Genomic DNA, 23,611 nt, shown 5'->3' with positions numbered 1-23,611 from the left:
CCCAACAATCTCGGTGGGCAAAAGCGCTCTGTAAGACGTTGTTGCGATTGGTCGGTTGCCGTGCCATTACCTCAGCAGGATGCGAGGGCCTCGTTAACGGTTCTGGCCAATCCGAGCATGACCTCAGTCCCGGACCACCGGTGAGGCGCAGCAAAGTGAACTACGGCGGAGGATCGGTCTTCGAGCGCCATCCTTCACGCTCGGGGGACGCCGTACGAGGTCAGCCCTTGCTCTGCACCTCTTGGACCAAGGCGTCGGCCGCGAGGAGTCCGAGGCTGTTGGAGGCGAGCGGGCTGTCACCCGTGAGGAGCTTGCGGTCCCGGTGGGTCTTGCCGGTCATGTCGTCGTTGATGACATTCAGTCCTTGCTCTCTCAGCAGACCGGCAACGAGCCACTGCAGGCGGCCGGGGAGGTAGCCGATGTCGAGGTTCGGTCCCTCGTCGAGCGAGTCGGGGAAGACGCAGACCGAGTACTCCTTGAAGGGTGACTCCTTCTTGCCCAGCGAGGCGGCGAGCAATGCGGCCGGTCCGTGGCACAAGGTGATTCCGTGGCACAAGGTGATGACGAACTTGTCGTTCGACAGCGCCCAGTCAAGGGTCTCGGTCACCGCCTCACTGGTCGGCAGACCGACCACGGCACCGTGTCCGCCCGGGATGAAGACGGCAAGGTAGTCCGAGTCCCCGTCGAGATCATTGTCGACGACGTCGGCAAGGTTCTTGGGCGCCTTGAGCTTCGGCCTGAGGACCTCGTACGTCGCCTTGACGGCTTCGTCCTCGTTCGGCATCGCCCACAGTTCGAGCTTTGCCGGGTAGCCCCCCACCGTGGCGACGTCGATGTCGAAGCCCGCCTCCATCAAGTGGTGCGCCGGCAGAAGCATCTCCACCGGATGGTTTCCGGTGGAGAACATCTTGCCGTTCTCCAACAGAATGTAGCGTTCTGCCGCCGCGACCATGAGCACCTTCAACTTTCCCTTGTAGGCGCCCTTGTGCTTCACCCCATCGAAGTTGGTCTTCGGAGCGGTGTACTGACTCAGCGAATACGGCGACGGGAAATACGCATTGTCCTCGGCCGGATCCGGTGTGGGCTCCCTGCTCAAATCGTCTGCGACAGACGTCATGCTGACGACCTACTTTCGCGAGCGACTGGAAGTCTTGGAAGTGGCTGTTAGGGAGAGGCGCACTACCAGAGAAGGGCAGAATCGACCGCCTCGTCGAGATGATCCATGACGATGCTAGCGCGCCCTTTTCGGCCCGGCAGGTGGATCTTGCGGCGGTGGTGAGCGGCGTCGGCCGCCGTCACGGCCGACCGTGCTGCACCGTACCCGCGATGAATACCGATTACCGACGTGTGCGGCGACGTTTGGCCGAGCCAGTTGGCACCGCAGGTCAGTACCGCGCCGCCGTAGGCGCCTGACAGTGGGGCCGGTGTGATGTCCGCAGGGACTGATTTCAGGGATGCCGCTCTCAGCGGGTGAAGATCGTGCTGGTCAGGATCACGTGGGTGGTAGTGCCGCCGAGGATGCTCAGCAGTGCGTTACAGCGGCCGGTGAGGAGTTCGTAGTGGCGGTGGCTGTCGTCAGTCGTGCGCGCGATGGCGGGCATGCGCGCCTCGCGTTGGGCTTGCTGGTAGGCGAGTCCGACGGCTCAGCCAGACCGAGCCCGAGCTCGGTCCCCGTGCGGTGAGCACTGTGCCGACACCACCGTGATCTCCAGAGCGACGGTCCTTGTGCCAGTCGGGTTCTCCAGGCCACGCCGGTCTGTGCTCACCCGCATCCGAACAGGGACAAGGATAATGATTTAGCCGCATACGTCGTGTGTGGTGTATGGGCGCTGCGCGCGGTATCAGGTTGTCCACGCCGAGGCGGTGAACAGCATGTGCCTCTGGAGGTGGACTGATGAGGCGGAGAGCGCGGCACGGTCGTTGGCCGGGGCTGCGAACCGTCGCCGGGCAGGTGTTCATCCTGCAGTGGGTGATCGTCGTGCTCTTGGTGCTTGCCGCGATGGCGGTACTGGTGTGGCAGACGCACAGCGCGCAGATCAGCAGTGCACGTCAGCGCACCATGGCCGCCGCTGTGTCTCTGGCCGACTCGCCCAGCACGGCGGTGGCGCTGCGATCGGCCTCACCGAGCGCGGCACTTCAGCCTGTGGCCCAGCAGATCGGCCGAGCGGCAGGGGTCGACTTCGTTGCGGTGCTGAACACACGTGGCTTCCGCTACACCGATCCTCGCCCTGATCTCATCGGCAAGCGGGCCACCGGAGACTTCAGCCGCGCTCTGGCCGGGATCTCGTATACCGAGCTCTTCCACGGCGCGCCCACCGACGCCGTGCGAGCCGTCGTGCCCGTGAAAGACCGATCGCAGCGCGTGGTCGGGATCGTCACCACCGGCGTCGAGCTCTCCACCTTGCGGACCACGCTGTACCGGGCGCTGCCCTGGATGGTGGCGGGGGCGGTCGGAGCACTACTGCTGGCGACAGCAGCAGCGGCATGGGTGAGCCGACGGCTGAGCGCCCAGACCCACGGACTGGGGCCGAGCGAGGTAACGCGCATGTACGAGCATCACGACGCCGTGTTGCACGCAGTGCGTGAGGGAGTGATCGTGGTCGACAGCGAGCAGCGGCTGACACTCGCCAACGACGAGGCACGTCGGCTACTGAAACTGCCGGGCGATGCGGAAGGACGTCGTATCGCCGATCTGAACCTTCCGCCCCGCACCGAAGAGATGCTGCGGTCCGGCCGCTCCAGCAGCGACGAGATCCATGACGGCGGGGACCGGCTGCTCGCGGTCAACCATCGGCCCACCGGACGAGGCGGCGGGCCCGCCGGCAGCGTGACTACCTTGCGGGACACCACCGAGCTCAGGGACCTGACCGGCCGAGCGGAGGCAGCCGCCCGTCGGCTGCAGCTGGTATACGACGCTGGGATGCGGATCGGCACTTCGCTGGACGCCGAACGCACCGCCACGGAACTGGCCGAGGTCGCGGTACCCCGGTTCGCCGACGTAGCCACCGTGGACCTGCTCGATGCCGCCCTCACAGGGCAAGAACCGCCCCCAGGGGCTTCGCCGGCAATGCGCCGTGTGACGATCAAGGGTGTCCCGGAGAGCCAGGCCCTACAACCCATGGGGGCCCAGGTGACCGTGGAACCGGCCACTTCTCAGGCGCCAGGACTCGCCGGTCCCCGTGCCGTTCTCGTCTCGGACCTGGCCACTACGGCCGGCCGGCAAGCGATTGCTCCGGAACACGCCGATCGGCTTTTGCGGGCCGGCTTCCACTCGGTGATCCAAGTGCCCCTCCACGCGCGCGGAACCGTCCTGGGACTGGTCAACTTCTGGCGGCGCGGTCCACAGCGTTTCGAGCGGGATGATCTCAGCACGGCCGAAGAACTAGCCGCTCGTGCAGCAGTGAGTATCGACAACGCCCGGCGCTATGCCCGCGAGCACACCTTGGCCGTGTCGCTGCAACGCAGCCTGCTGCCCGGAGAGCTTCCCCAGCAGGACGCGGTCGACGCCGCCTTTCGATACCTACCAGCCCAGGCCGGGGTGGGGGGTGACTGGTTCGATGTCATCCCACTGCCGGGAGCGCGGGTCGCCCTCGTCGTCGGCGACGTGGTCGGCCACGGATTCCATGCCGCTGCCACCATGGGCCGCTTGCGGACGGCGATTCATAACTTCAGCGCGCTGGAGCTCGATCCGGATGAAATCCTTGCGTGCCTGGACCAGCTCGTCAGCCGACTGGACCAGGAACCGGCACCGGACAACGGAGCGGCAGCAGTCACAGGAGCCACCCTGCTGTACACCGTCTACGACTCCACGACGGGGCACTGCGAAATGGCCCGCGCCGGTCACGTTCCCCCCGTGCTGGTCCGTCCGGACGGCGGCGTGGAAATGCTCGACGTGCCGGCAAACCTGCCTCTGGGACTGGGCAGCGCACCCTATGAGACCCACACCATGACCCTGGAGCCGGGCAGCCGACTCGTGCTCTACACCGACGGACTGGTGGAGAACCGCGAACTAGACATCAACGACGGCCTGGACCGGCTGCAGCACGCACTCGGACACACAGGCCGCAGCAGTGACCAGACCTGCACCGATGTTCTCGAAGCGCTCCTGCCCGAACAGCCCCTGGACGACATCGCGCTGTTGGTGGCGACCACCCGCACCCTCGACCCAGACAGAATCGCCCAATGGGACGTGCCCGCCGACCCGGCCGCCGTTGCGCCTGTCCGCGCGGAATGTGTACGTCGCCTGCACCAGTGGGGCCTCGAGGAAATCGCCTTCACCGTCGAGCTGATCCTCAGCGAACTGATCACCAACGCCGTGCGCTACGGCACCCCGCCCATCACTGTCCGACTCCTGCACGACGAGATCTTTACCTGCGAGGTGTCCGACGCCAGCAGCACCGCCCCCCATGTGCGTCGGGCGGGCGCCTTCGAGGAAGGTGGCCGCGGCCTCTTCATGGTCGCCCAACTCGCCCAGCGCTGGGGCACCCGATACACACCACAGGGCAAGACCATCTGGACGGAACTGACCATCAACCACACGACCTGAGGTACACGGCAAGATCACCTACGCTGGCGTCCCCCACTGGATCCCAGTTCGGACCAGGGGTGCTGATCCGGCGTATGCCTTCAGTCCGCGGGCGTCGGAGAAGCGGTGTGCGATCGTCGGCGGTCTCGGTGAGAACACGCGCCGCGAGCTGGACACCCAGGCCCGGGAACCTCAGGAGTACCTCGGCATCGGGATGTTCGCGAAAGCTGGCATCACCTGCCTCGGCAAGTTCGTCACTGGCCTGGAAGGCTGCTTCGAACTGCTCCAGCAGAGGGAGAAGCTGCCTGCCGAAGGCGTTCTCGACAGCCGCGGGCTGGTGAGCGTACTCGGCTCGCAAGACACTACGCAGGCGGCCAACCTCCGCCTCAACACCGCGGACGCGACCGACGCGCTTGAGGGCGGAGCGCAACTGACTCAGAGACAGCCGCGAGCCCTCCGCCGGCGTCGGCGCCTTGGCCCGGATTAGGCGGGCCTCCCTGCGGGCCAGCCGCCCTGCTTGGCAAGGAAGGCGTCCATGACAGCGGGGTAGTACTCGCGCAGCAGGAGGCCCACCACCTTGATCGTAGACACCTCGACACTGGGACTTGAGTTTGGGGAGAGGAGTCCCAGGTGGGGACCTACAAGTACTCGGCGAAGTTCCGGGCCGACGCGATGGCGTTGGCCCGTTCGTCGAGCGCGGCCCGCCCCGGGTACCGCTGTCGAACTCGGCATGAACCACGAGAGGTTGCGGCAGTGGATCAAGACCGCGAAGAAGGCCGAGCGGCCCGAGGCGGACGCGAAGCCAGCGAAAGACGCGGACATCGCGGCCTTGCGCAAGCAGGTCTGCGAGCTGTAGACGGCAGGCGACATCCTGCGCCGGGGGCCAAGCATCTTGCTGGCGAGACGAGGACGAAGGTCTGCTCGACGACGTATCGGAGCCTTCCCAGGCTCTTGATGTTCGAGGCGCGCCCTTGCGGGAGATCACGGGCCGGATCCGGCGGCTCCGCCTGCGCCCCGGCCAGCTCTCACGACCCGGTGCGCAGCGACCGGTGCTGGTACCGGCCCTTGACTACGCAGCACCCTATGGAACCCGGACTCGGGGTGCAGTGCGCAGAGTTTCGGGCTCGCTGCGCAACGCGGTTCAGGGAGTTGCGCAGCACACCCGCCCGCCCGCCCGGCCCTGCCTGCGGCTGCGCACTGCCAACTGGGGCGGGTTGCGTACCGGGTACTGCGTAACCCGTACCGGTCGACTGTTAACCGTCGGAACCAGGCCGGCGCGTGCGTGCCCGGGGTTCAGAGCCGCAATCTGTCTTGTTGCGCGTCGTCCGGGAGCCTCGGGCTCGCGACGCGGTCAGACGGGCCGCGGCGGCGAACAGATGAACGGAGCGGGGTGCATCATGCGCTGCCTGGACGGAGATCCAGGCGGGGCGGCTGGCGGTCGGGGACCACTTCGACGGTGCCTCCAATGCGCTGACGGCTGCGGGACCATCCCCTGCAGGCGCGGGTCACGGCCGTTGGAGCGGTGTATTGACGGCCACTCGGTGATCTCCTTTTCCGTGGGTCAGTGATCCCCTGGCCGCCGTCGGGCTCTGGCCCAGCGCGGTGGTGAGTGGTCTAGGCGGTTTCGCCCGGACCACTCACGACACCAGAGCAGCAACCGACTTACCTGGCGAGTTCAGCCGGTTCGTCGAGTCTCGTCAGCTTCCGCGGGTTTCTCACCAAGTAGACCCGGGTGACCTGCCCGTTCTCCACCACGAGGCTCACCGCCGTGGCCAGCTCGCCGTCGATCTCGATCCGGCCCGCAGGTGCGCCGTTGAGCCACACGGCCGTCGTCGCGAACGCGACCATTTCCGCCCGGTCCGTGCGCGCGAGCACCTTCGCGACGGACTCGACTCCGTGGATCGGAGCCAGAGCGGCGGCCGCAAGCCCGCCACCATCGGCGATCAAGACCACGTCCGGCGCCATGACGTCCACCAGCTCCTGCAACTGCCCGGTGCGCAACGCGAGCAGGAACCGGTCCACCACGGCCTGCTGCTCCGACCGGCTCACCTGCACCCGCGGCCGCCGGGCCGCCACATGCTCGCGTGCTCGCCGCGCGATCTGCCGCACCGCGGCCGCGGACTTCCCGATGGCCTTGGCGATCTCGCCGTACGGCAGCTCGAAGACCTCGCGGAGCACGAACACTGCCCGCTCCGTCGGCCCGAGTGTTTCAAGGACGGTCAGCATCGCGATCGAGACGCTCTCCGCGAGCTCTACGTCCTCGGCGACATCAGGGCTGGTCAGCAACGGTTCCGGCAGCCACTCGCCGACATAGTCCTCGCGGCTGCGCGCCAACGTCCGCAGCCGGTTGAGCGCCTGCCGCGTAACGGTCCTGACGAGGTACGCCCGCGCGTCGATCACCCGCGACCGGTCGACCTCGGCCCACCGTAGCCAGGACTCCTGAAGCACGTCCTCCGCGTCGGCCGCGGAGCCGAGCATCTCGTAAGCGACCGTGAACAGCAGGCTGCGATGGGCGACGAACGGGTCCTCGGTCATGCCGTCGACGCTACGTCGGACGTCTGAGGACGCGCAGCCAGCGGGATCTCGCAGGCATCGGAGAAGCCCTGAGAGGTGATCCCATGCGCCGTGTTGCACCTGGCCGCCAGGTTGGCGAAGCCGATGAACACGGTGAGCTCGACCAGTGCCGCCGGGCCGAGCTGGCCGAGCAGACTCGCCGACAGCTCATCGGTGACGGTCGTCGGCGTGTTCGTCATGGCCTCGGCGTACTCCATCACCTCCCGCTCCAATGGCGTGAACACCTGCGACTCCCGCCAGCGCGGCACCTGGCTCGCCTTGGCCAGGTCCAGCTTCTGGTTCAGTGCCGCGAAGTAGTTGATGTCGAGGCACCAGCTACAGCCGACCTGTGCCGCGACAGCCATGTGCGCGAACGTCTTGAGGCTCGCGTCGGCCGCGTCCCAGGTGCCCACTTTGGCCGAGAACTCCTGGTTGGCCTCGGCGAGCTTGGGGTTGTTCCACAGCACCTCGTTGGGCTCGGGCACGGAGCCGAGCTGCTTGATCAGGTTTTCGCGGAGCTCGGCGGGGAGCTCGGCCTTCGGGATCCGTAGCGCCATGGTGTTCTCCTTAGACGTTTGCCTGTTCGGCATGAAGACACCGCCGGGCCCGCGAATGTGACAACCACCATCGCCACAGCGCAGGGATCGTCAGCACGCACAGCCCGACCCTCGGCCGCTCTCAGACGACAGTGACCAGAAGGTCATTCCTCCTCTCCGGCGCATTCGGGTCTACGGCCACGATCATGACGACCGCAACCCGGGCCGGCTCCCGCACCGGACTTACGCCACGCTCATCGGCGGGGCGCTGGACGGGCTGCTCCTGTTCTCGGTACCAGGCCGCCCCCTTCGGATGATCTGATCGTCGGTCTGGTGTGCCGTTGACTGACGCCCAGTGGGCACGCATCGAGCCGTTGCTGCCGGACCGGACGCCGAAGCGGGGTGGACGCCCGTCTGCCAGTGGAGGACCTCCAGGAAGGCGATCAGCTCGCCAACCGGCTCAAGGAAGAGCTGTTACGGCATCTCTGGCCCAGGTGACGGTGGCGTCTTCGTCCCGGAAGAGGCAATGCAGATGACTGGTGGGGATGTACTGCGCGGCGGTCGGCGCCCCAGTGGCTCTACGCTCCGCCCGTGGGACAGACCCCGGCACAGAAGGCCGCCAAGGCGGCACGCGGTCGGCATCCGAAGAAGCGGCCCGGCAGGGCGCAGCGCGAGGCGATCAAGCGGGCGCAGGCGGCGAAGGAGGCAGGCGGCGGGAAACCGGCGGCGAAGAAGGCGGCGGTGGCGAAGAAGCACATGCCGCGGCGGAGTCCCTCAGCCGATGTAAATACACTCGTCCAACGCTCGGGCGTCCTGGATGTCCTCGGCCCCGCATCCGTCTTCGTGGAAATCCCGCACCTCATGGAATCGCTCACCCACGCCTACAGAGAAGCGGAACGCTGATGCTCGTTGTGAACGGGTTGCCGCAGTCTTGCACTCGCCCCAGGCCAGTCAAGCGGGCGAGATTGTGCAGCCTCTGCGGTGGGGGAGAGGACCTGGTCGCCGATGTCGCCCAGACGGATGATCGGCTTCTGGGTGGATGCGATCGAGGCCACGATCTTGAATTCGACGAAGAATCAGGTGAGTTGCGTATCTGCGCCGGGGCTGGATGGGCGGATCTTGCCCGCTGTGCGTGGCGGCGCCCGCCGATGGAGCCGGAGCGGTTCGTACCTGCGCTGGTACTGAGCGGCGCGGCGGACTCGATCTTCTGTTGTGTTCTCCGGGCCGTCGTGTCAGGGGCTGGTGGTGGTCCGGCCGAGGTAGGTGACAGGCCCGGGGTCCGGGACGTCGATCTCGTGGAAGCCGACGCGGTTGTAGAAGGCGCGGGCCGGGGTGTTGCTGGTGACCATGGAGAGGTGGACCGCCGCGACACTCTTGGCGTGCAGGGCGGCGAGGAAGGCATCCATGAGTTGCCGCCCGTAGCCGTTCCGCTGGTGGGAGGGCAGCAGGTCGATGTGGAGATGGGCCGGGTAGGCCTCCAGTTCCGGGAGCACCATCCGTTCCGGGCGGTGCATCAAGTCGGTCATCACCTCGGCCGGGGTGGACGGGGGCTGTACAGGGGCGGGGTAGCGGTCCGTCAGGCCGGGGAGCCACTCGGAACGGTAGCGGGTGACGAAGGATGCAGTGTCGGCTGTACCGACGATGTAGCCGACGGCCCGTCCGCCGTCCTCCACGACGAAGGCCAGGTCCGGTTCGAGGACCACGTAGGGTGCGGCAAAGATGTTCGGCAGGAGCGCCAGGTCCGGGTAGAGATGGCGGGAGTCGCCGCCCTCGTGCCCGGTCCGTACACAGATGTCGAAGAGGGCGTCGCGGTCCTCGGGGCGGTAAGGGCGCAGGGTGGCCTGGGAAACCGGCGGGGGAGTCATGGCGCCGATCTTTGGGGGTGCGGGAGTGATTCCGCAACTGTGTTTCACGGGGCGACGGGCTTCTCACGCCGACGGCTGTCAGCTGGGGCCGGGTGGAGGCTGGATGACGGAGTGCCAGGACCCGAGCGCGGGCAGACCTATGAGGGCGTGGACGGGGTGAGGGCCCGCATCCGCGATCTCGACAGCAGGGCCGGCTGTGCCGAGCCGCGCGACCAGGGCGTCACCGGCCGTGCCATGAAGTCGTGGTTGGCCGGCAAGTCCCGCCGTCTAAGGGCAATTTGGAGCGTCTCGACAGCGCGTGCTGGGTCCGCCGCCGGGAGAACCTGATCCGCTCCGGCCTCCGAGTCCGTAGTGAACCGCCAGGCGGTCGACGTCCTCGAGAAGTGTGTCGCCGTGGCCAATGCAGGACCGTGGCCGAGGGCGCGGGGGTCCGGTCATGACGACCGGAAGGAGCAGGCACGTGTTGGCGCACCCGCCCCCGTGAAGCCGATCGCCCGCGCCCTTATGGCCAGGCATCGGCTTCACCTGCATCTGATCCCGCCCGTACCCTGCGGCTGGTGTCCATGAACAGAGAGAGTGCGGCATGACAGACAGCAGTTCTGTGATCAGTTCGGACGTCCGCCGGGCCGGCACCCCCGTTGTGGCCGAGGCCTTGCGGATCACCGGCCGCAATCGGCGCCCCGTGTTCGGCTCCGCCGTCCTGGCCGGCGCGGCGGCGCTGCTTGCCGGATCCTGCCCGTCGTGATCTGGGTGCTCGGGTTCGTCCTCCTGGCCCGCTTCTCACTGGCCACCACCATACGGGTGGCGGACAACTCCTCGGCGACGGCAGCGATGCGCCGTTCCTGGACGCTGACCCGTACGGCACGGCTGGGCACCACTGGGCTCTGCCTGCTGAGTGCGGTCGCGGTCGCCGTCGCCTTCGTGGTGCTGAAGTGGCTGGGGGCGTACGTGGCGCACTGGGCGGGGCTGCTCATGCTGGCCACCACCGGGGGCAACGTGTGGGTTACCGGCGTCCTCGTCATCATCACCCCGGTCGCGGTAGCGCTGGTGCTTCTGCCCTTGGCGTTGGCGCCGATGGGCGTCTTGCTCGCGTGCCTGCGCGAGCGGCTCGACGGCGGCACGGGAGAGGCCCGGGTGCCGTCCGGTGCCCCGATCGGGTAAAGCCTCGGAGAGGGGTGCGGGAACCGAGCCGGCCGCTTGCCTTTTCCCACGCATCCGCGCCCCCGGGGTTTCCGGAGGGGTGGGGAGCCGGCCCGGCCTGCCATTGGGCGGCACCGCTACAGGGCCGAGACACGATGGCGGGCCGGGTCGTAACGGCGCTTGGTGCACGAGTCAGCGGAGTCGTTCCCTGACCGCGCTGTTCTGACAGAGCGCGACGGCGCACACCTCAGGGCGCGGTGGCGTCCTGACACCCAAGCGGGCCGCACGGCGCCGGCGGTGTCCAGGTCGTACGTCCAGTGGGGCGCTCCACCTGGACACCGCCACCACCGCACGACCGGACGGGGCCCATCAGGACGCCACCCCGCCCGGAGGCCCCCATGAGTGCTTCCGCCCGTCAGAACGGTCTCCGCACCTACGCGCCGCCGCCGAGCGCGGACCCGAGCTACTGGCCACCATGAAGCGCGGCGTCTACCTCATCAACACCGCTCGCGCCCGCATCGTCGATCGCGACGCTGTCCAAAAGGCTCTGAGGGGCGGCCAGTTGGCTGGCTACGCCGGTGACGTCTGGTACCCGCAGCCCGCCCCGCCGACCACCCCTGGCGCACCATGCCGCACCACCGGATGACGCCGCACATCTCCGGCTCCTCTCTGTCCGCCCAGGCCCGTTACACCGCCGGCACCCGCGAGATCCTCGAATCCTGGCTCGACGGCAAGCCCATCCGTGACGAGTACCTCATCGTCTCCGGCGGCGCCCTCGCCGGTGCCGGCGCCCACTCCTACGCGGTCAACGAGACCGCTGACTGAGCTTCCCACCTCCGCAAGGCATGTCCGCCGCAGCGGGGATGGCTTGCGGTGCTCACGCCAGGTCGAGCAACTGCTCGTAGAAGCCGCCGAATCCGCGTTGTCGATCTACGAAGTGCAGCTCCAGGATCCAGTGGCAGGTCCGGCCGAGCCGGTCCGTACGGCGCAGCGGGGTGTCGTTGTCCGGCGTGATGTACGACTCCGCCTTCATCCCGTCGATGGTCTCGTGCGGGAACTCACCGACCAGGTGCCCCGTGTGCCAGATGCCGATCTCCCAGCCTGCCTGGGCCGCGAGCTCCTTCACGGCCGCGTACAACTGCCGTCCGGTGATATCCGGATCGGCAGCAAACACGGCCTGCCCCGCGTCGAAAACCGCCGGTAGGTCCGCCAGTAGACGCCTCTTGTCTGGGTCATCTCCGAAGACGTAGGTGCGGCCTAAGAGTCGACGCTCCGTCGGCTCAGAGGGCAACTACCCCTTCTGCACGCCGCCTTGAGCTGATTCGATCAACCCGCTGCACCCGTCCAATTCGGCTGACAGACGACGAAGATGGTCACGGATGCCGACGAAGAGGCCGATCGACGCCATCAAGGCGGCGCTGACCGTCGGCTCTGGGACCGGCAGTGCGGCCGTCCTGCTGCTGGCCCTTCTACCGCTGCTGGCCCGTGAATCCGGGCACAGCGAGCGGACCATCTCCACTGCGAACCCACTGCTCGCGCTGTCCATGGCCGACGGTCGTGCGGCATGATCGTTCGGCATGTACGCAACGAGGTTCGATGAGTTGTTTGAGCGGGGTCGGGATGCGGTTCTGGCTGGTGCGGTTCAGTGCCAGGTGCCGCCTGTGAATGGCGGGGACCGCTGGGTTATGTCCGTCGTGATGCGACCTGACGCCGCGACCGCCCGCAGCATCGGGGAGATCACCCGCGAGGCGATGAGTGTTGCTGGGGAAGGACACTGGCCGACGGGCACGGCTGACTCCTCGCACTTCACCCTTCGCGCGCTGGAGAAGCACCGTCTATCGGTCCCGGACGGCGACGCACGGGTATCCCGATACATAGCGGCGCTACGGACGGCGGCGAGAGTCATCGGCCCTGTTCGGCTGACCCTGTCGGGTCTGACCCTGACACCAGGCTGCATCATGCTGTGCGCCGAGCCGTCGGATGACGCCATCGAGCGCCTGTATGACGCTTACGAAGACGCATTGGGCGAAGAGGCCTGGCTGGAGGCCGACTTCGACCGCAATATCTGGTACTCGACGCTGGTGCATTTCACGCGTCCGTTGACCAAGCCGCAAGCCGTCGTGGATTGGGTGGGTGAGCGCCGGGAGCTCGCCCTTGGCCAGGTCGAATGCCGTCATGCCGAGCTCGTCGTCTATAGATTCAACGGAAGCCGCATCGTCATGGAGACGTTGGACGCTGTGTCGCTCAGTCATCGAGCGTGACCGGGTCCGCCGCTGGGAGCACGGGAGAAGCGACCCAGGCAGCGAATTACCGGATCGAGCGCTAGCACCACAGATGTCGTAGTGCATAGTCTAACCCCACCCCTCACCGTCACTCGTTCAGCTCAACGAGGCGCCAGCCCAGGGAAACGAGGGCTGTGGCGGTCACTCAGCTCTACACGCCACCTGACGGTAGCAATACGAGAACAGGGCCGCCTCGGCGAACGCCGAATCCAGATCGCCGACCCGGAAGTCGAAGTGCATCATCGGGCGCTGTTCGCCCTCGGCCGGAGGCCACACCGGAGCCCCATAGGCATCCGCCTGATGGAACACGAAGAACGGCCCCTGTGGGGAGGCAGCGACGATGGCCGTGCCCAGCTCCTCGTGCGCAATGTGCCAACCGAGGAGTTCGGCGCAAAACTTCGCCAGGCCGCTGGAGTCCGGCGCCTCGATCGCAGTTCCTCACCACATAACCACCGGTTCGAGAAAGGCAACTCACCCCACACCCCGGCCCTGCCGGCCGATTCGCCTGCACGCTGTGAGCTGGTCGCAGCGGCAGCGCAGGCACCAGGCCCTCGCCTGTCACCGCCGCTACGGGCGACGGCCCGCTCGTTGGCGGGGCGGTCCGCCAACGAGCGGGCTTGATACACCATCACCCAACTACACTCCCAACGATGCTTCTGACCAGGCCAGATAGCAAAACGCTGCTGGAGTTCTAGCCCGCCAATGCTGTGCTCTGCTGGGCCCAGACCGTCTTGCCCTGGGCGTGATACCGGATTCCCCAACCGTCGGCGACGCTCGCCACGATGAAAAGGCCGCGACCACCCTCGTCGATGGTGCGAGCGTGTTTCAGGTGTGGGACGCTGTCGCCCAAATCGCGGACTTCGCAGGTCAGACGCCCGTCGAAAATCAGGCGCAACCGATATGGCGGGGCGCCGTAGCGCAGCGCGTTGGCGACCAGCTCGCTGACGATGAGTTCCGCCGACAACCACGGGCTGTCCTTCGTCACAGTGACCAGCCTGGGCCGCAGGTCGTTCAAGACGCGGGAGAAGGGGGTGCCCTCCGGCAGTCGGCGCACGTCTCCCACCGCGTGAGCCGACACCAGCCCCTTGAAGGCGGCGCGCCGCAGCGGCACGTCATGGTCCACCGGAGCCAGCGGCGGCTCCTCGCCCCGGATGACGTCCTCGATGACTTCGACCACCACGATGCCCGTGAACTCCGGTACGACGGCGTCCACCAACTCCTGGCACACGGCCACCACTTCGAGCCGCTCGCCTACGGTGGTGCGGACTTTCTCCAGAAGCCCCAGCCGTTCCAGTGCCCGCTTGTGCTCGGTCACGTCAAGCGCCGAGGCCACGAGGCCCAGCACCTCGCCGTCCACTCCTTCAAGGCGTACGTACGACAGGGAGTAGGCCACGGGGCGGCCCGAGCTGTTGTGCGGCGCGGCCCGCACGATGCGCTGCAGCGCCGGCTCCCCGGTCATGAGGACCCGGCGCGCCACCGCGCGCTCCTTCTCGGGGTCCTCCAGGCCCAGGGCTTCAGGAAAGTCCTGCCCGGCCGGGGCCTCATCCGCCCTCGGCGGTGCTTCACGTGTGCCGCTCTGGGACCGCACAATGCGCAGGGACCCGTCCAGGACGTTCAGGTCGATCGGCGAGTGGACGAACAGCCTCCGCAGGATCTCCTGATCGCGGGCCGTGGTGTCGTCGTCCTGCTCGTCGCGTATCTCCCAAGCGAGTGAGGTGCCGGAGACCACCGGTTGCACGGACACCGCGCCGAGAGCGGTCAGCAAGGCCCCGCGTCCGATGGCGCCGTTGTCCCCGCCCGTCAACTCGGCCACAGTGCGGCCCTCAGCCTCCTCTCTGGACCGGCCGAGCAGATCCGCGGCCCGCGCGGACCACGCGACGATCCGCCCGTCGTCGGCGATTCGCGCGAGCACGACACCGCTCGACATCGCACCACACCTCCGGTCCGGTCCGCGCACGTGCGTCCCTTCCTCCAGTGTGCAGTGTGCATTGTGAAGTTGCAGGTCACAGGCCTGGTGTGCATGAAGTCCGGGGTGCTCGTGCTGGTCGTGAGCGGATCACTTCGGTGAAGATCGTCAGTCACTGGGAGACTTCGCGGTTCGTCAGGACCAGCAGAGCCCTCAGCAGGGCGGTCGCCCGCTATCAGATTGCAGAAAGTTCCTGCAAGTTCTTGCCGTATCTCTGGCGTGCTGTTTGACTCGGCGGCCGACAGCGGCTCGAGAGGAACCTCAGCATGCCCGACATCGATGTCTTGGTCCTGGGTGGTGCGGGAGTGGACATGATCGTCTACGTTCCCGAACTGCCGCTCCCGTTCGCCGACAGCTACATGATCCGTCCGGGAATCGAGACTTGCGCGGGGCAGAGCGGGGACTTCGTCGCGCTGGGGGTGCGGGAGCCGGGCTTGCGCACCCACCACCTCGACATGGTCGGCGACGACCGCGAGGGCGACCTGGTCCGCGCGCTTCACCGTGAGCGGGCCATTCCCTTCACAGAGATCCCGCTGTCTGGGGGCACCAAGCGCGCTGTCAACCTGGTCGGACCCGACGGGCGACGGCTGTCCCTGTATGACGACAGCCGCTCACGAGACACCGACCGGCTGCCCGAGGTGACAGTTCGCGCGCTCGCGGCCGCCAGCCGTCACGCGCACGTCGCCATCACCCACCCGTGCGCGTACGCGATGCCCCTACTGCGGGAAGCCGGTGTCACCATCTCGACCGACCTGCACGACTGGGACGGCATCAACCCCTACCACGAGCCCTTCGCGCTGGCCGCGGACATCGTCTTCGTGTCCGCCACCGCTCTGGCCGATCCGGAGCGCACGATGCGCGATATCGCCGCGCGCGGCCGGGCTCGGATCGTGGTTGCCATGGCCGGGGCCGGGGGAGCCCATGTGCTGGCCGACGGCGAGCTGACGCACGTTCCGGCGGTCACGCCCCCAGCCTCGGTGGTGGACTCCAATGGCGCGGGTGACGCTTTTGCCTCTGCCTTCCTGCTCGGCTGGTTGGACGGCGAGGACCCGCGGCGCTGCGCTCTGTACGGAGCGGTGGCATCTCGGCACCGTCGACCCCACCACCATGGCGCGCGTCGACCAGGCCCTACGCGCCGTCTGCGGCCTCTGACCGACAGCCGTGCTTGCGTACGCCCCGCGACGAACGACGTGCCTAGTCTCAAGTCCAGCCCACCCGTGCCTGCCCCCCTGGCAGCACGGGCAGTCGCCGCATCCAGGAACGGCTCGGCTGGCTCAGCCCGATCGAGTTCGAGGAGAAGCGCTGTGCCGAGCAGACCCGAACAACCGAACCTGAAACCCCGTCAACCCGCCCTGGCCAGCTAATCAGCACCTCCCGAACGACGGGGGAACCTCGACCGGACGGGGAAGTGATCAGCCCGACGGCAGATCACGCAGGACCCAGGCCAGGCGGGTGGCGAACGGGCTGTCAGACGGGCACATGTGGCCCCGTGCCGGTGCCGATCGATGCCTGAGCTGGGTCACGGAACGAATGGCGACACCCCGTACAAGACTTCCAGTACCTCGACGTACTCGGCCGGGATATACGCGCCGTCGATGTCCTGCGACGTCCACCTAGCCTCGTCCTTGCGCACCGCTCGCCCGGACTCACTCTCTCACGGCAGTTTCACCGTCACACATGCCGGAGCAGTCGGAGAACGGGTGGTGCAATGGCTCCTGCCCTTGTCTCCGCTGTTGGACACGTTGATGGTGACATGAGTGGTGTTCCTGGGCAGAGTGAGTGGAATGGTGACTTTCTGATCCACCTTGCCCATGTCGTCAGGCCTGAGAGATCCCGAATACAGCTCCGTATCCGCCTGGCCGCCTTCACGTGCGTTCAGCAACCGGACGAACGCAGCTACATGATCGTTGCGATCGACACCGGCAGCCTGGACGGTGAACGTCAGCGAAACCTGGGGCCGTTGACCCGTCAGGCTCACGCTTGTCACGGTCGGCCTGCCATTCCCGGCAGCGGCGAGGGTGGCGGCGACCAATGAGGCGACAAAAGCTGCGATATAGGCCGTACTTCCGACTAACAGAAGCAGTCTTTTATGGGTGAAGTACGCGTAAAGAGTGAAACCGACGGCGAAGATGGCCAGCGCGGGTGCAACCAGCGTCCACCCCGTTTGATTGTTGAGCGCGACGAACAGCCTGTCGCTGTTCATGCCCAGGGCGGTCAGCAAGCCCGCCAACGCGATGAGTGAGCCCCACAGCGTGGTCGTCACCCCGCCGAACGCATCCTCTCCCCCCTCGCCCGACGCGGGCACCGTGTCCTCGGCGGATATGCCGTCGCCCGGCACCGCGGAACGGCTTCCCGTCCCCTCACCCTCCCCAGCAGCCATGACCAACATCCTTACGTTGGCCTTCCTCAGGCACAAGGTTGCTCCGGCCTGCTCTTGTCGGGAACACCCACCTGTCAACAGCGACCGCCAGTTTTAGAGTGGCCACCCGGCTGGGCAAGGTCGTCTTCTTCTTCTGACGTCACCCTCTGGCTTGACAAGCAGGGCAAGGACTGGGGTGTCCTCGGGATCGACTACGAGACCGTCATCGACGAGCTCACCACGGCCCCGGTCCCGCAGCTCTAGATGACAGTCATGCACGAGGCCCACGCCATCCTGTGCGACGCCAGTCGCGAGGGCCTGCACCTGCACTACTCGAGCGGTGAAGTCGAGCACGTCACCCCGCAGGTCCGCGCCGACGTCCATGCAGGATCACGGCGAGCCTGGAGCGGGACTGGCTGGCCTACAAGAAGCTAGGCCGGTCTGCCTCCTCGCCCGGCACGGCTCCGGCGCCAGCGCGGTATCAGCGACGACAGCGCGGCCAGCCAGGACCGGTCCGCAGGCTCGTAGCGGACCGAAACGGCGACGAGGTGTACGCATCATGCCGTGCCGCCTATCGGCGCATCACGGCCATCGCGGGCCAGCCGGTGAGATTCCACACCGGGGGCATCGGTCAAGGCCGGTGCCCGTTTCTCGGGCACGCTGCTCGGTTTTCCAGCCAGGCAGGAGCGCCGACGGACGCGCGGTTCGGTGCAGATCGAGGTCATGGTGAGGACCTGGGGCGGTGACCGCCTCGGCGTCTTCCTTGCTGAGCTGCTTGAAGAGTTCCGTGGATGGAACGGACCCGGACCGGGCGCTGTCTCGAGGACGGGCTGACACTGGCTGCCGAGCACACTGGATCACACGTCCGAAGCGAACTGGCCATCGCAGTGGAGGAATTCACCGGATTCCTCCTAGGATGCCCCGGCCTTCAGGCTGGAGAGGAATCGGACTCCTGCGGAGCAGGGCAGGGGAAGGTGATTCGCCGGCTGGGCGGATCGGCGTGCTCCCGTCGTGGTGGTGGGGCAGCCCATATTGGTTCAGAGCTCTCAACTGTCAGTCCTCCCGGATAGGTTGCTGTTCATGACGAACGCGGCGCAGGAGAAGGCAGGTGTCGGGCATGCCCGCTACACCTTCCGTCTTCGCGTGTCGTCCACCGCAGTTGGCGCTCTCGCAGCGGAATGGGCGCGGTGCCGGTGGCTGTGGAATGAGTGCTGCGCCCGCTCGAAGAGGGCGCACGCCGAGAACGAGAAGTGTGGTCCGGCCCGGCTGGACAAGATGCTGACCGAGGCGCGTGCCTGCATGGGCTGGCTGCGCGAGGGCTCCAGCGTTCCTCAGCAGCAGGTGATACGCGATTTCGCGAAGTCGGGGGCGAAGGCGCTGAAGGACATCAGGGCCGCTGTGCCGGTGCGGCAGCGGGCCGGGATGCCCAAGTACAAGAAGAAGCACCAGGACGACTTGTCGCTGAACTACACCCGGCGGGGTTTTCGGCTCAAGGGCGGCCGCCTGCACCTGGCAGGCGGCATCGCCGTGACGGTCGTGTGGTCGCGTGCCCTTCCCGAGCCACCCTCCAGCGTCCGCGTCTACCGCGACAGCACCGGAGCTTGGTACGCGTCTTTCGTCGTGGCGAGCATGCCCGAGACACTGCCGGGAACCGGCCGGGTGATCGGGATCGACTGGGGTGTGAAGGAGACCGCGACCACCACCAGCGACGACCACGACCTTCCTCACCCGCAGCACGGGAAGAGGGCCGCCCAGCGCTGGGCGCACTATCAGCGGATGATGTCCCGGCGTAAGCCGAAGCGTGGATGCGCCGGATCGAAGGGCTACCGCGAGGCGAAGCGGCAGACGGCGAAGCTGCACAAGAAGGTGGCCCGGCAGCGTCAGGACACCGCCCGCAAGTGGGCCAAGAAGGTCGTCCGCGACCATGACGGCCTGGCCGTGGAGGACTTCCGGCCGAAGTTCCTCGCGAAGTCCACCATGGCCAAGAAGGCCGCTGACGCGGCGATCGGCGCGACGAAGACAGCCCTGGCCGAGATGGCCCGTAAGCACGGCCGGTCCGTGCACCTGGTGCACCCGGCGCACACCACGATGGACTGCGCAGCATGCGGAGCGAGAACCAAGCACGCGCTGCCTCTCAGAACGAACGTATACGTGCACCACGTGCGGGGTGTCCCGACCTCGGGACAAAAACTCAGCCCGTGTGATGCTCGTCCGGGCTGGTCTCTGTCCCGGCTAGTGCTGATCGTGTAAGACCTGCATCCCCGCCGGGGATCAGGCCACGTGAGCTAGGAATCCCCCTGCTTTAGCTGGGGGAGGTTTCAAATCATGAGCCACCACTACATCTCTCGCCGACACCTGGGATCAGCAGGACCTCACGTTGCTCCAGCATGCCCAGGCCATCGCCCGTTCCCTGCGCACGCGGTAGGGGAGGGGCGGGCGGGCTCCAGCCGGGATCTGCACGGTCGCCGGTGAGCACGTCGTGCGGCACGTCACCCGCCCGTGCAGGGTGTGGCTGGGCACGGTGCGAGCCAGGAGCGCCTCCAAACTGGCCTTGGACGCGGCATCGGAGTTCGCGTCGTTCTGAGTTCGGGTGATCATCACCAGGCTACGAGCCTGCGGATGCCCGTGTGACTGCGGGCTCAGTTCCGGTGGTTGTAGATGTGATCGACAGCGTCGCCGACGGTCGCGAACTCCTTGCTGTCCGAGCCGTCGATCTTGACGTCGCAGCGTTCCTCAATGCCTTTGACGATCTCATTCTTGGTCGGCTCGTCGATTCCCAGATCACTCGAGAAGGCCTTAGACGGTGTCCTATGTGGTGAGTCGGGGTATTGGTTCTCAACATGGGTCAGGGGACGTGGAGTTGGATTGTTCCGGACGGGTTGTGGGAGATTGCGAAGCCGTTGATCCCGCCGTCCAGAGTGCGGCCGCAGGGTGGCGGGACGCAGGACACGCCTGATGAGACGCTGTTCGCGGCGATCATCTATGTGCTGGTCAGTGGGTGTGCCTGGCGGGCGTTGCCGCCGTGCTTCGGGATATCCAAGTCGACGGCCCACCGCAGATTCCTGATCTGGTCACGAGCCGGTGTGTGGGGCCGGCTGCACGAGGAGATCCTGCACCGACTGGATGACGCTGGCTTGCTCGACCTCTCCCGCGCAGTCCTCGACTCCGCACATGTCAGGGCCAAAAAAGGGGCGAACTCACAGGCCCGAGCCCCGTGGATCGAGGCAAGCCGGGCTCCAAGATGCACGTCCTGTCGGACGCAAACGGACTGCCCCTCCTCGTCGGCCTCTCAGCCGCGAACACCCACGACAGCCTCGCGCTGAGGCCCATGATCATGGGTCACCAAACGAGACACGACCCTCACCGCGGCCGGTACTTCAAACCCCAGCGTCTCCACGCCGACAAAGCCTACGATGTGCCCCACCTGCGTAAATGGTTATGGGGCAAGCACATCGGCGTGCGTATCGCCCGCAAGGGGATCGAGTCCAGCGAACGACTCGGCCGCCGCAGATGGGTCATCGAGCGAACCATGTCGTGGCTGTCGGGCTACCGACGACTCAGCCCACGCTACGAACGCCACCCACGCAACTACCTGGCCTTCCTCGGCCTCGCCGCAGCCCTGTGCTGCTACAAGCGATACGCCCGACTCACCACATAGGACACCGTCTTATTCCGGTCGACATCCGCGGCAGGGATGCCCGTGAACTCCTCGATGATCTCAGCGATGACGTTCGTGATCTCGTCCAGAGCGGCCATCAGTAGTTCTCCTTCGGTGTCCGCCGGTCGTGGTGACCGGCGCTGGTGTGCCTCGATTCCCGTGCGGGATTACGGGCGTGAGTAGTTGCCAGACATCAGTGAGCCACTCAACCCCTACTCGACGGGGTGAGGTGTGGCCGGGCTGCCGGCCGACGGCGCCTGGGTCAACTAGTTGAGGCGCCGTCTGTCACCTCTAAGGCCGATGCGGTGGTCAGTTGTCTGCGCGCAGGCGTCTTGTGAACGGGTCTGGGGGCGAACTCAGATGCTGAAGTTCTGCGTGGCCGGAATTGGATCGGCCTGTCCTCGCGAGTCGATTGCCTCGACCTGGAAGGTATGGCTGCCTGTCGTCAGGTGCGTGTAGAGCTTGGGTGAGCGGCATGCCGTGAAGGGTGCCTTGTCGAGCCGGCACAAGAATCTGAGTGGGACGACGCCGCGGGAGCCGGTGAACGTGAAGACGGCCAGGTGGGCCCTCTTGATGACCAGAGCGTTCCGGATGGTGGTGTCGGGCGGGCCGACGGGCGGCGGACCGGCGTTGAAGGCCGCCGTCACGATCTTGTCGGCATCCATGGTCACCGTGCAGGTGCAGGTGCCGGTTCCGGAGCAGGCGCCGGACCAGCCGGCGAAGTTCGAACCGCTGTCGGGCGTGGCAGCGAGGGTCACGGCGGTTTCGTCGGTGAACGCGTGGCTGCACGTGGCGCCGCAGGTGATGCCGGCCGGGGTGCTGGTCACCGTTCCGGTGCCGCTGCCGGTCTTCGTCACGGTGAGGGTGTGGGCAGGTGGGGCGATCGTGAAGCACTCGGTGGTCGCGTTGGTGTGCGTGGCCGGCAGGTAGTGGTGGTCGTTGGCGCTCGGGGTGAACTCGGCGCGCCAGCAAGAGGTGCCGGCCGCGCCGCCTTCGCCGCCGACCGTCGCCGATGAAGCTTGGCCGTTGGCGTCTAGCGTGGTCGTGGAGATGAGCGTTCCGTCTGCGGAGCAGTCGCCGCCGTTGGCGGTCACGACGGGGGGCGGGCAGAGGTAGAACTTCGCCGTGCCGGCGCCCGGCGCGTCCTCGGTGCCGACCGTGGCGTCGTCGTGCTGGATGGTGTCCGGCGTGTTGGTCGAGCCGCCCGGCGTGGCGGTCGTGGTCATCGGCGGACTGACGCAGGTCGTGTTCGGCTGGATCGTGATCGGCTGCAAGTAGCCCTTCAGGTTGCCGTTGTGGCCCGATCCCGTGATCGCCCGCAGATACACGCTGGCCGCGGACGGGCCGGGGCAGCTCGGCACGATGCCGGTCAGTGCGGTGACGTCCAGCGCCACCTCGAAGAAGGACCCTGCGGGAAGTGCCTGACCACAGAAGACGTCGGTGACGCTGGCAGTGTTGATCGCCCCGGTGAAGCTGGAGGGCGAGCTCGTGCAGGTCGTCCCGTAGTTGCTCTGCGAGGTGAACGAGCACGCCGAGTCGAAGACGGGAGGTGCGGAGCCCTGCGAGGAAAGGTAGAACACCCCGCCACCGGTGGAACGGTTCGGCTGTGGCGTGCCGTCCGGGGCGTTGGCGGGCGCGTTGTTGATCTCGATTGCGTAGTTCTGGGTGCCGGATGTCGCCTCACGCTCCCAGGCCACGTCGACGTAATAGTGCCCATCGATCACCCGGGAGGCGGCGTACGCCCCGGTGAAGAGGCTCTTGTCGGGGGTGGACCCACTGGACGCCCAGGCCGCCGGGACGCTGTCGTCCTTGCTCACTGTCTGGTACGAGCCGCCGTCCGTGGTGCTTTCCACGTTCAGTCCTGGCGTGGTCCAGTCGTCGCCCGAGGGTGTGCAGGTACCGGCCTGCAGGTCGCCGTCGATCTCGAAGCCGCCCGGCAGCGGGCACGGCGCCGCTGCCGCCTGGACCGGCACAGCCGCTCCGGCCAACATCGTCAGCGCCGCCACTGCGACCGCAGCAAGCCGTCGTACACCCATGTTCCGTCCCCGCGAAGTCGTCGACATCTGGATCTAGACAGCTGAATGCACGGGAAAATATAGAAACGCACCGGATGTTGGAGTCATCGCCACGCCGGGAACTTCTCAGGCCCTGGGTGATCAAAGGCCGGGGTCGAAGGAGTTGTTCGTCAACCGCAACACCAATCGAGAAATGCGGTTCCAGAGGTGACGAAATGCCCGGAACGGGGTCAGCGGGCCGTGCAACCGCCGCGCGTGGCTTCGTTCGTCACCTCGCCGCCGCCCGTACCAGCCTGCGCCGGATGATCCGCGAAGAAGCCTCACCCCGTAGCTCTTCGCTTCACCAGCACACGGCCTGCGCGCGGAGAGTCGGCCGACATCGACTGTGCCTGACCCGGCGTACTGGGAACTGCCGGTGCATCCACTGTCGCAGGGCATCCAGCAGTCCGCCGTTGCACTTTGGTTCGGTGCAACGGCGGCTGCGTCGGCAGAGGCGTACTACAGCGCCCGCTCGATCTGGTTCTCGCTGACCTTGTCTTCGCTCATGGTCGCCTCGTTCTGGACGGCGTAGCGAGTCTGCGCCCCGCTGCCCTCGGCGCTTCGGATCTCGCCGCGCTGAAGCTCGTCCTGCTGGTCGCGGTACTCCACGTGCTGTCCCTTGCGGTACGGCATGGATATCTCCAAGTCTCGTGTGGGTGGGCGGAGGCTGGCC

Annotated in this window: 19 protein-coding genes and 4 pseudogenes; 11 read left to right on the top strand and 12 right to left on the bottom strand. The window is 66.9% G+C overall.

Annotated features, from left to right (window positions below; translation table 11 throughout):
* Positions 1 to 220: 220 nt before the first annotated feature.
* Together hchA and OHO83_RS00730 are read right to left on the bottom strand one after the other, a co-directional pair.
* On the bottom strand, positions 221 to 1,117 hold the full coding sequence (hchA, locus tag OHO83_RS00735) for a glyoxalase III HchA (protein ID WP_330278421.1): 897 nt from the start codon (positions 1,115 to 1,117) through the stop codon (positions 221 to 223).
* A gap of 346 nt (positions 1,118 to 1,463) precedes the next feature.
* Positions 1,464 to 1,601: a hypothetical protein gene (locus OHO83_RS00730; protein ID WP_329431541.1), complete on the bottom strand. Its 138-nt coding sequence runs from the start codon at positions 1,599 to 1,601 to the stop codon at positions 1,464 to 1,466.
* Between the two features lie 350 nt (positions 1,602 to 1,951).
* On the opposite strand from OHO83_RS00730, the gene OHO83_RS00725 reads away from it, so the two are divergent.
* On the top strand, positions 1,952 to 4,546 hold the full coding sequence (locus OHO83_RS00725) for a SpoIIE family protein phosphatase (RefSeq protein ID WP_330278420.1): 2,595 nt from the start codon (positions 1,952 to 1,954) through the stop codon (positions 4,544 to 4,546).
* Positions 4,547 to 5,255: 709 nt separating this feature from the next.
* Positions 5,256 to 5,381 carry a hypothetical protein gene (locus tag OHO83_RS00720; RefSeq protein ID WP_330278419.1) on the top strand — a complete coding sequence of 42 codons (126 nt, stop codon included), beginning with the start codon at positions 5,256 to 5,258 and terminating at the stop codon, positions 5,379 to 5,381.
* 806 nt (positions 5,382 to 6,187) lie between these two features.
* Here OHO83_RS00720 and OHO83_RS00715 read toward each other — a convergent pair.
* Positions 6,188 to 7,060 (bottom strand): RNA polymerase sigma-70 factor, encoded by an 873-nt coding sequence (locus OHO83_RS00715; protein WP_330278418.1) that lies wholly within the window; start codon positions 7,058 to 7,060, stop codon positions 6,188 to 6,190.
* Positions 7,057 to 7,635, bottom strand: a complete 579-nt coding sequence (locus OHO83_RS00710) for a carboxymuconolactone decarboxylase family protein (protein WP_330278417.1) — start codon at positions 7,633 to 7,635, stop codon at positions 7,057 to 7,059. The genes OHO83_RS00715 and OHO83_RS00710 overlap by 4 nt, the downstream gene beginning before the upstream one ends.
* A gap of 570 nt (positions 7,636 to 8,205) precedes the next feature.
* On the opposite strand from OHO83_RS00710, the gene OHO83_RS00705 reads away from it, so the two are divergent.
* Complete coding sequence (locus OHO83_RS00705; protein WP_330278416.1) at positions 8,206 to 8,517, top strand: hypothetical protein; 312 nt, start codon at positions 8,206 to 8,208, stop codon at positions 8,515 to 8,517.
* A gap of 329 nt (positions 8,518 to 8,846) precedes the next feature.
* Here OHO83_RS00705 and OHO83_RS00700 read toward each other — a convergent pair whose 3' ends face one another.
* Positions 8,847 to 9,479, bottom strand: coding sequence for a GNAT family N-acetyltransferase (locus tag OHO83_RS00700; RefSeq protein WP_330278415.1), 633 nt, complete (start codon positions 9,477 to 9,479; stop codon positions 8,847 to 8,849).
* Between the two features lie 583 nt (positions 9,480 to 10,062).
* On the opposite strand from OHO83_RS00700, the gene OHO83_RS00695 reads away from it, so the two are divergent.
* The 3 genes and pseudogenes from OHO83_RS00695 to OHO83_RS00685 form a co-directional block, all read left to right on the top strand.
* Positions 10,063 to 10,224 (top strand): hypothetical protein, encoded by a 162-nt coding sequence (locus tag OHO83_RS00695; protein WP_330278414.1) that lies wholly within the window; start codon positions 10,063 to 10,065, stop codon positions 10,222 to 10,224.
* Positions 10,221 to 10,640, top strand: a complete 420-nt coding sequence (locus tag OHO83_RS00690; RefSeq protein WP_330278413.1) for a hypothetical protein — start codon at positions 10,221 to 10,223, stop codon at positions 10,638 to 10,640. Before OHO83_RS00695 ends, OHO83_RS00690 begins: the two co-directional genes overlap by 4 nt.
* 439 nt (positions 10,641 to 11,079) lie before the next feature.
* Positions 11,080 to 11,444, top strand: a pseudogene (locus OHO83_RS00685) (NAD(P)-dependent oxidoreductase); the annotation flags it as partial.
* Positions 11,445 to 11,496: 52 nt separating this feature from the next.
* Here the strand turns inward: OHO83_RS00685 and OHO83_RS00680 are convergent.
* Positions 11,497 to 11,877: pseudogene (locus tag OHO83_RS00680) on the bottom strand (M24 family metallopeptidase); the annotation flags it as partial.
* Between the two features lie 121 nt (positions 11,878 to 11,998).
* On the opposite strand from OHO83_RS00680, the gene OHO83_RS00675 reads away from it, so the two are divergent.
* A complete protein-coding gene (locus OHO83_RS00675) occupies positions 11,999 to 12,187 on the top strand; it encodes a hypothetical protein (RefSeq protein ID WP_330278412.1) in 189 nt (62 codons plus the stop codon).
* Positions 12,188 to 12,304: 117 nt separating this feature from the next.
* Positions 12,305 to 12,880, top strand: a complete 576-nt coding sequence (locus OHO83_RS00670) for a 2'-5' RNA ligase family protein (protein ID WP_330278411.1) — start codon at positions 12,305 to 12,307, stop codon at positions 12,878 to 12,880.
* Between the two features lie 162 nt (positions 12,881 to 13,042).
* Here OHO83_RS00670 and OHO83_RS00665 read toward each other — a convergent pair whose 3' ends face one another.
* Positions 13,043 to 13,330, bottom strand: a complete 288-nt coding sequence (locus OHO83_RS00665) for a VOC family protein (RefSeq protein ID WP_330280694.1) — start codon at positions 13,328 to 13,330, stop codon at positions 13,043 to 13,045.
* A gap of 262 nt (positions 13,331 to 13,592) precedes the next feature.
* Entirely contained in the window at positions 13,593 to 14,858 is a 1,266-nt protein-coding gene (locus OHO83_RS00660) for a PAS domain-containing protein (protein ID WP_330278410.1), read from the bottom strand.
* A gap of 275 nt (positions 14,859 to 15,133) precedes the next feature.
* Between OHO83_RS00660 and OHO83_RS00655 the strand changes: the two are divergent.
* Positions 15,134 to 15,958 (top strand): annotated as a pseudogene (locus tag OHO83_RS00655) (adenosine kinase); the annotation flags it as partial.
* A 563-nt stretch (positions 15,959 to 16,521) separates the two neighbouring features.
* Here the strand turns inward: OHO83_RS00655 and OHO83_RS00650 are convergent.
* Positions 16,522 to 17,247 (bottom strand): hypothetical protein, encoded by a 726-nt coding sequence (locus tag OHO83_RS00650; protein ID WP_329431527.1) that lies wholly within the window; start codon positions 17,245 to 17,247, stop codon positions 16,522 to 16,524.
* Positions 17,248 to 18,306: 1,059 nt separating this feature from the next.
* Between OHO83_RS00650 and OHO83_RS00645 the strand changes: the two are divergent.
* Both OHO83_RS00645 and OHO83_RS00640 read left to right on the top strand, forming a co-directional pair.
* Positions 18,307 to 19,532 (top strand): annotated as a pseudogene (locus OHO83_RS00645) (RNA-guided endonuclease InsQ/TnpB family protein).
* A 534-nt stretch (positions 19,533 to 20,066) separates the two neighbouring features.
* Positions 20,067 to 20,884, top strand: a protein-coding gene (locus OHO83_RS00640; RefSeq protein WP_329432751.1) for an IS5 family transposase whose coding sequence is annotated in 2 segments (ribosomal slippage) — positions 20,067 to 20,415 and positions 20,415 to 20,884 — 819 coding nt in all. Because the reading frame shifts where the segments join, the coding sequence is not laid out codon by codon here.
* On the opposite strand, the gene OHO83_RS00635 is transcribed toward OHO83_RS00640, so the two are convergent.
* The 3 genes from OHO83_RS00635 to OHO83_RS00625 all read right to left on the bottom strand — a co-directional run bounded on the left by OHO83_RS00635 (position 20,854) and on the right by OHO83_RS00625 (position 23,571).
* On the bottom strand, positions 20,854 to 20,982 hold the full coding sequence (locus OHO83_RS00635; RefSeq protein WP_330278409.1) for a hypothetical protein: 129 nt from the start codon (positions 20,980 to 20,982) through the stop codon (positions 20,854 to 20,856). The two genes, OHO83_RS00640 and OHO83_RS00635, sit on opposite strands and share 31 nt — an antisense overlap.
* Before the next feature lie 258 nt (positions 20,983 to 21,240).
* A complete protein-coding gene (locus tag OHO83_RS00630) occupies positions 21,241 to 22,920 on the bottom strand; it encodes an InlB B-repeat-containing protein (protein WP_330278408.1) in 1,680 nt (559 codons plus the stop codon).
* A gap of 477 nt (positions 22,921 to 23,397) precedes the next feature.
* Positions 23,398 to 23,571: a hypothetical protein gene (locus tag OHO83_RS00625; RefSeq protein WP_266680035.1), complete on the bottom strand. Its 174-nt coding sequence runs from the start codon at positions 23,569 to 23,571 to the stop codon at positions 23,398 to 23,400.
* Between the last annotated feature and the right edge of the window lie 40 nt (positions 23,572 to 23,611).

It is taken from the genome of Streptomyces sp. NBC_00569, from assembly GCF_036345255.1.
In the GTDB taxonomy this organism is placed as follows: domain Bacteria; phylum Actinomycetota; class Actinomycetes; order Streptomycetales; family Streptomycetaceae; genus Streptomyces.
Note: the sequence above shows the minus strand (reverse complement) of the source record. Positions and strands in the feature narration are given on the sequence as shown.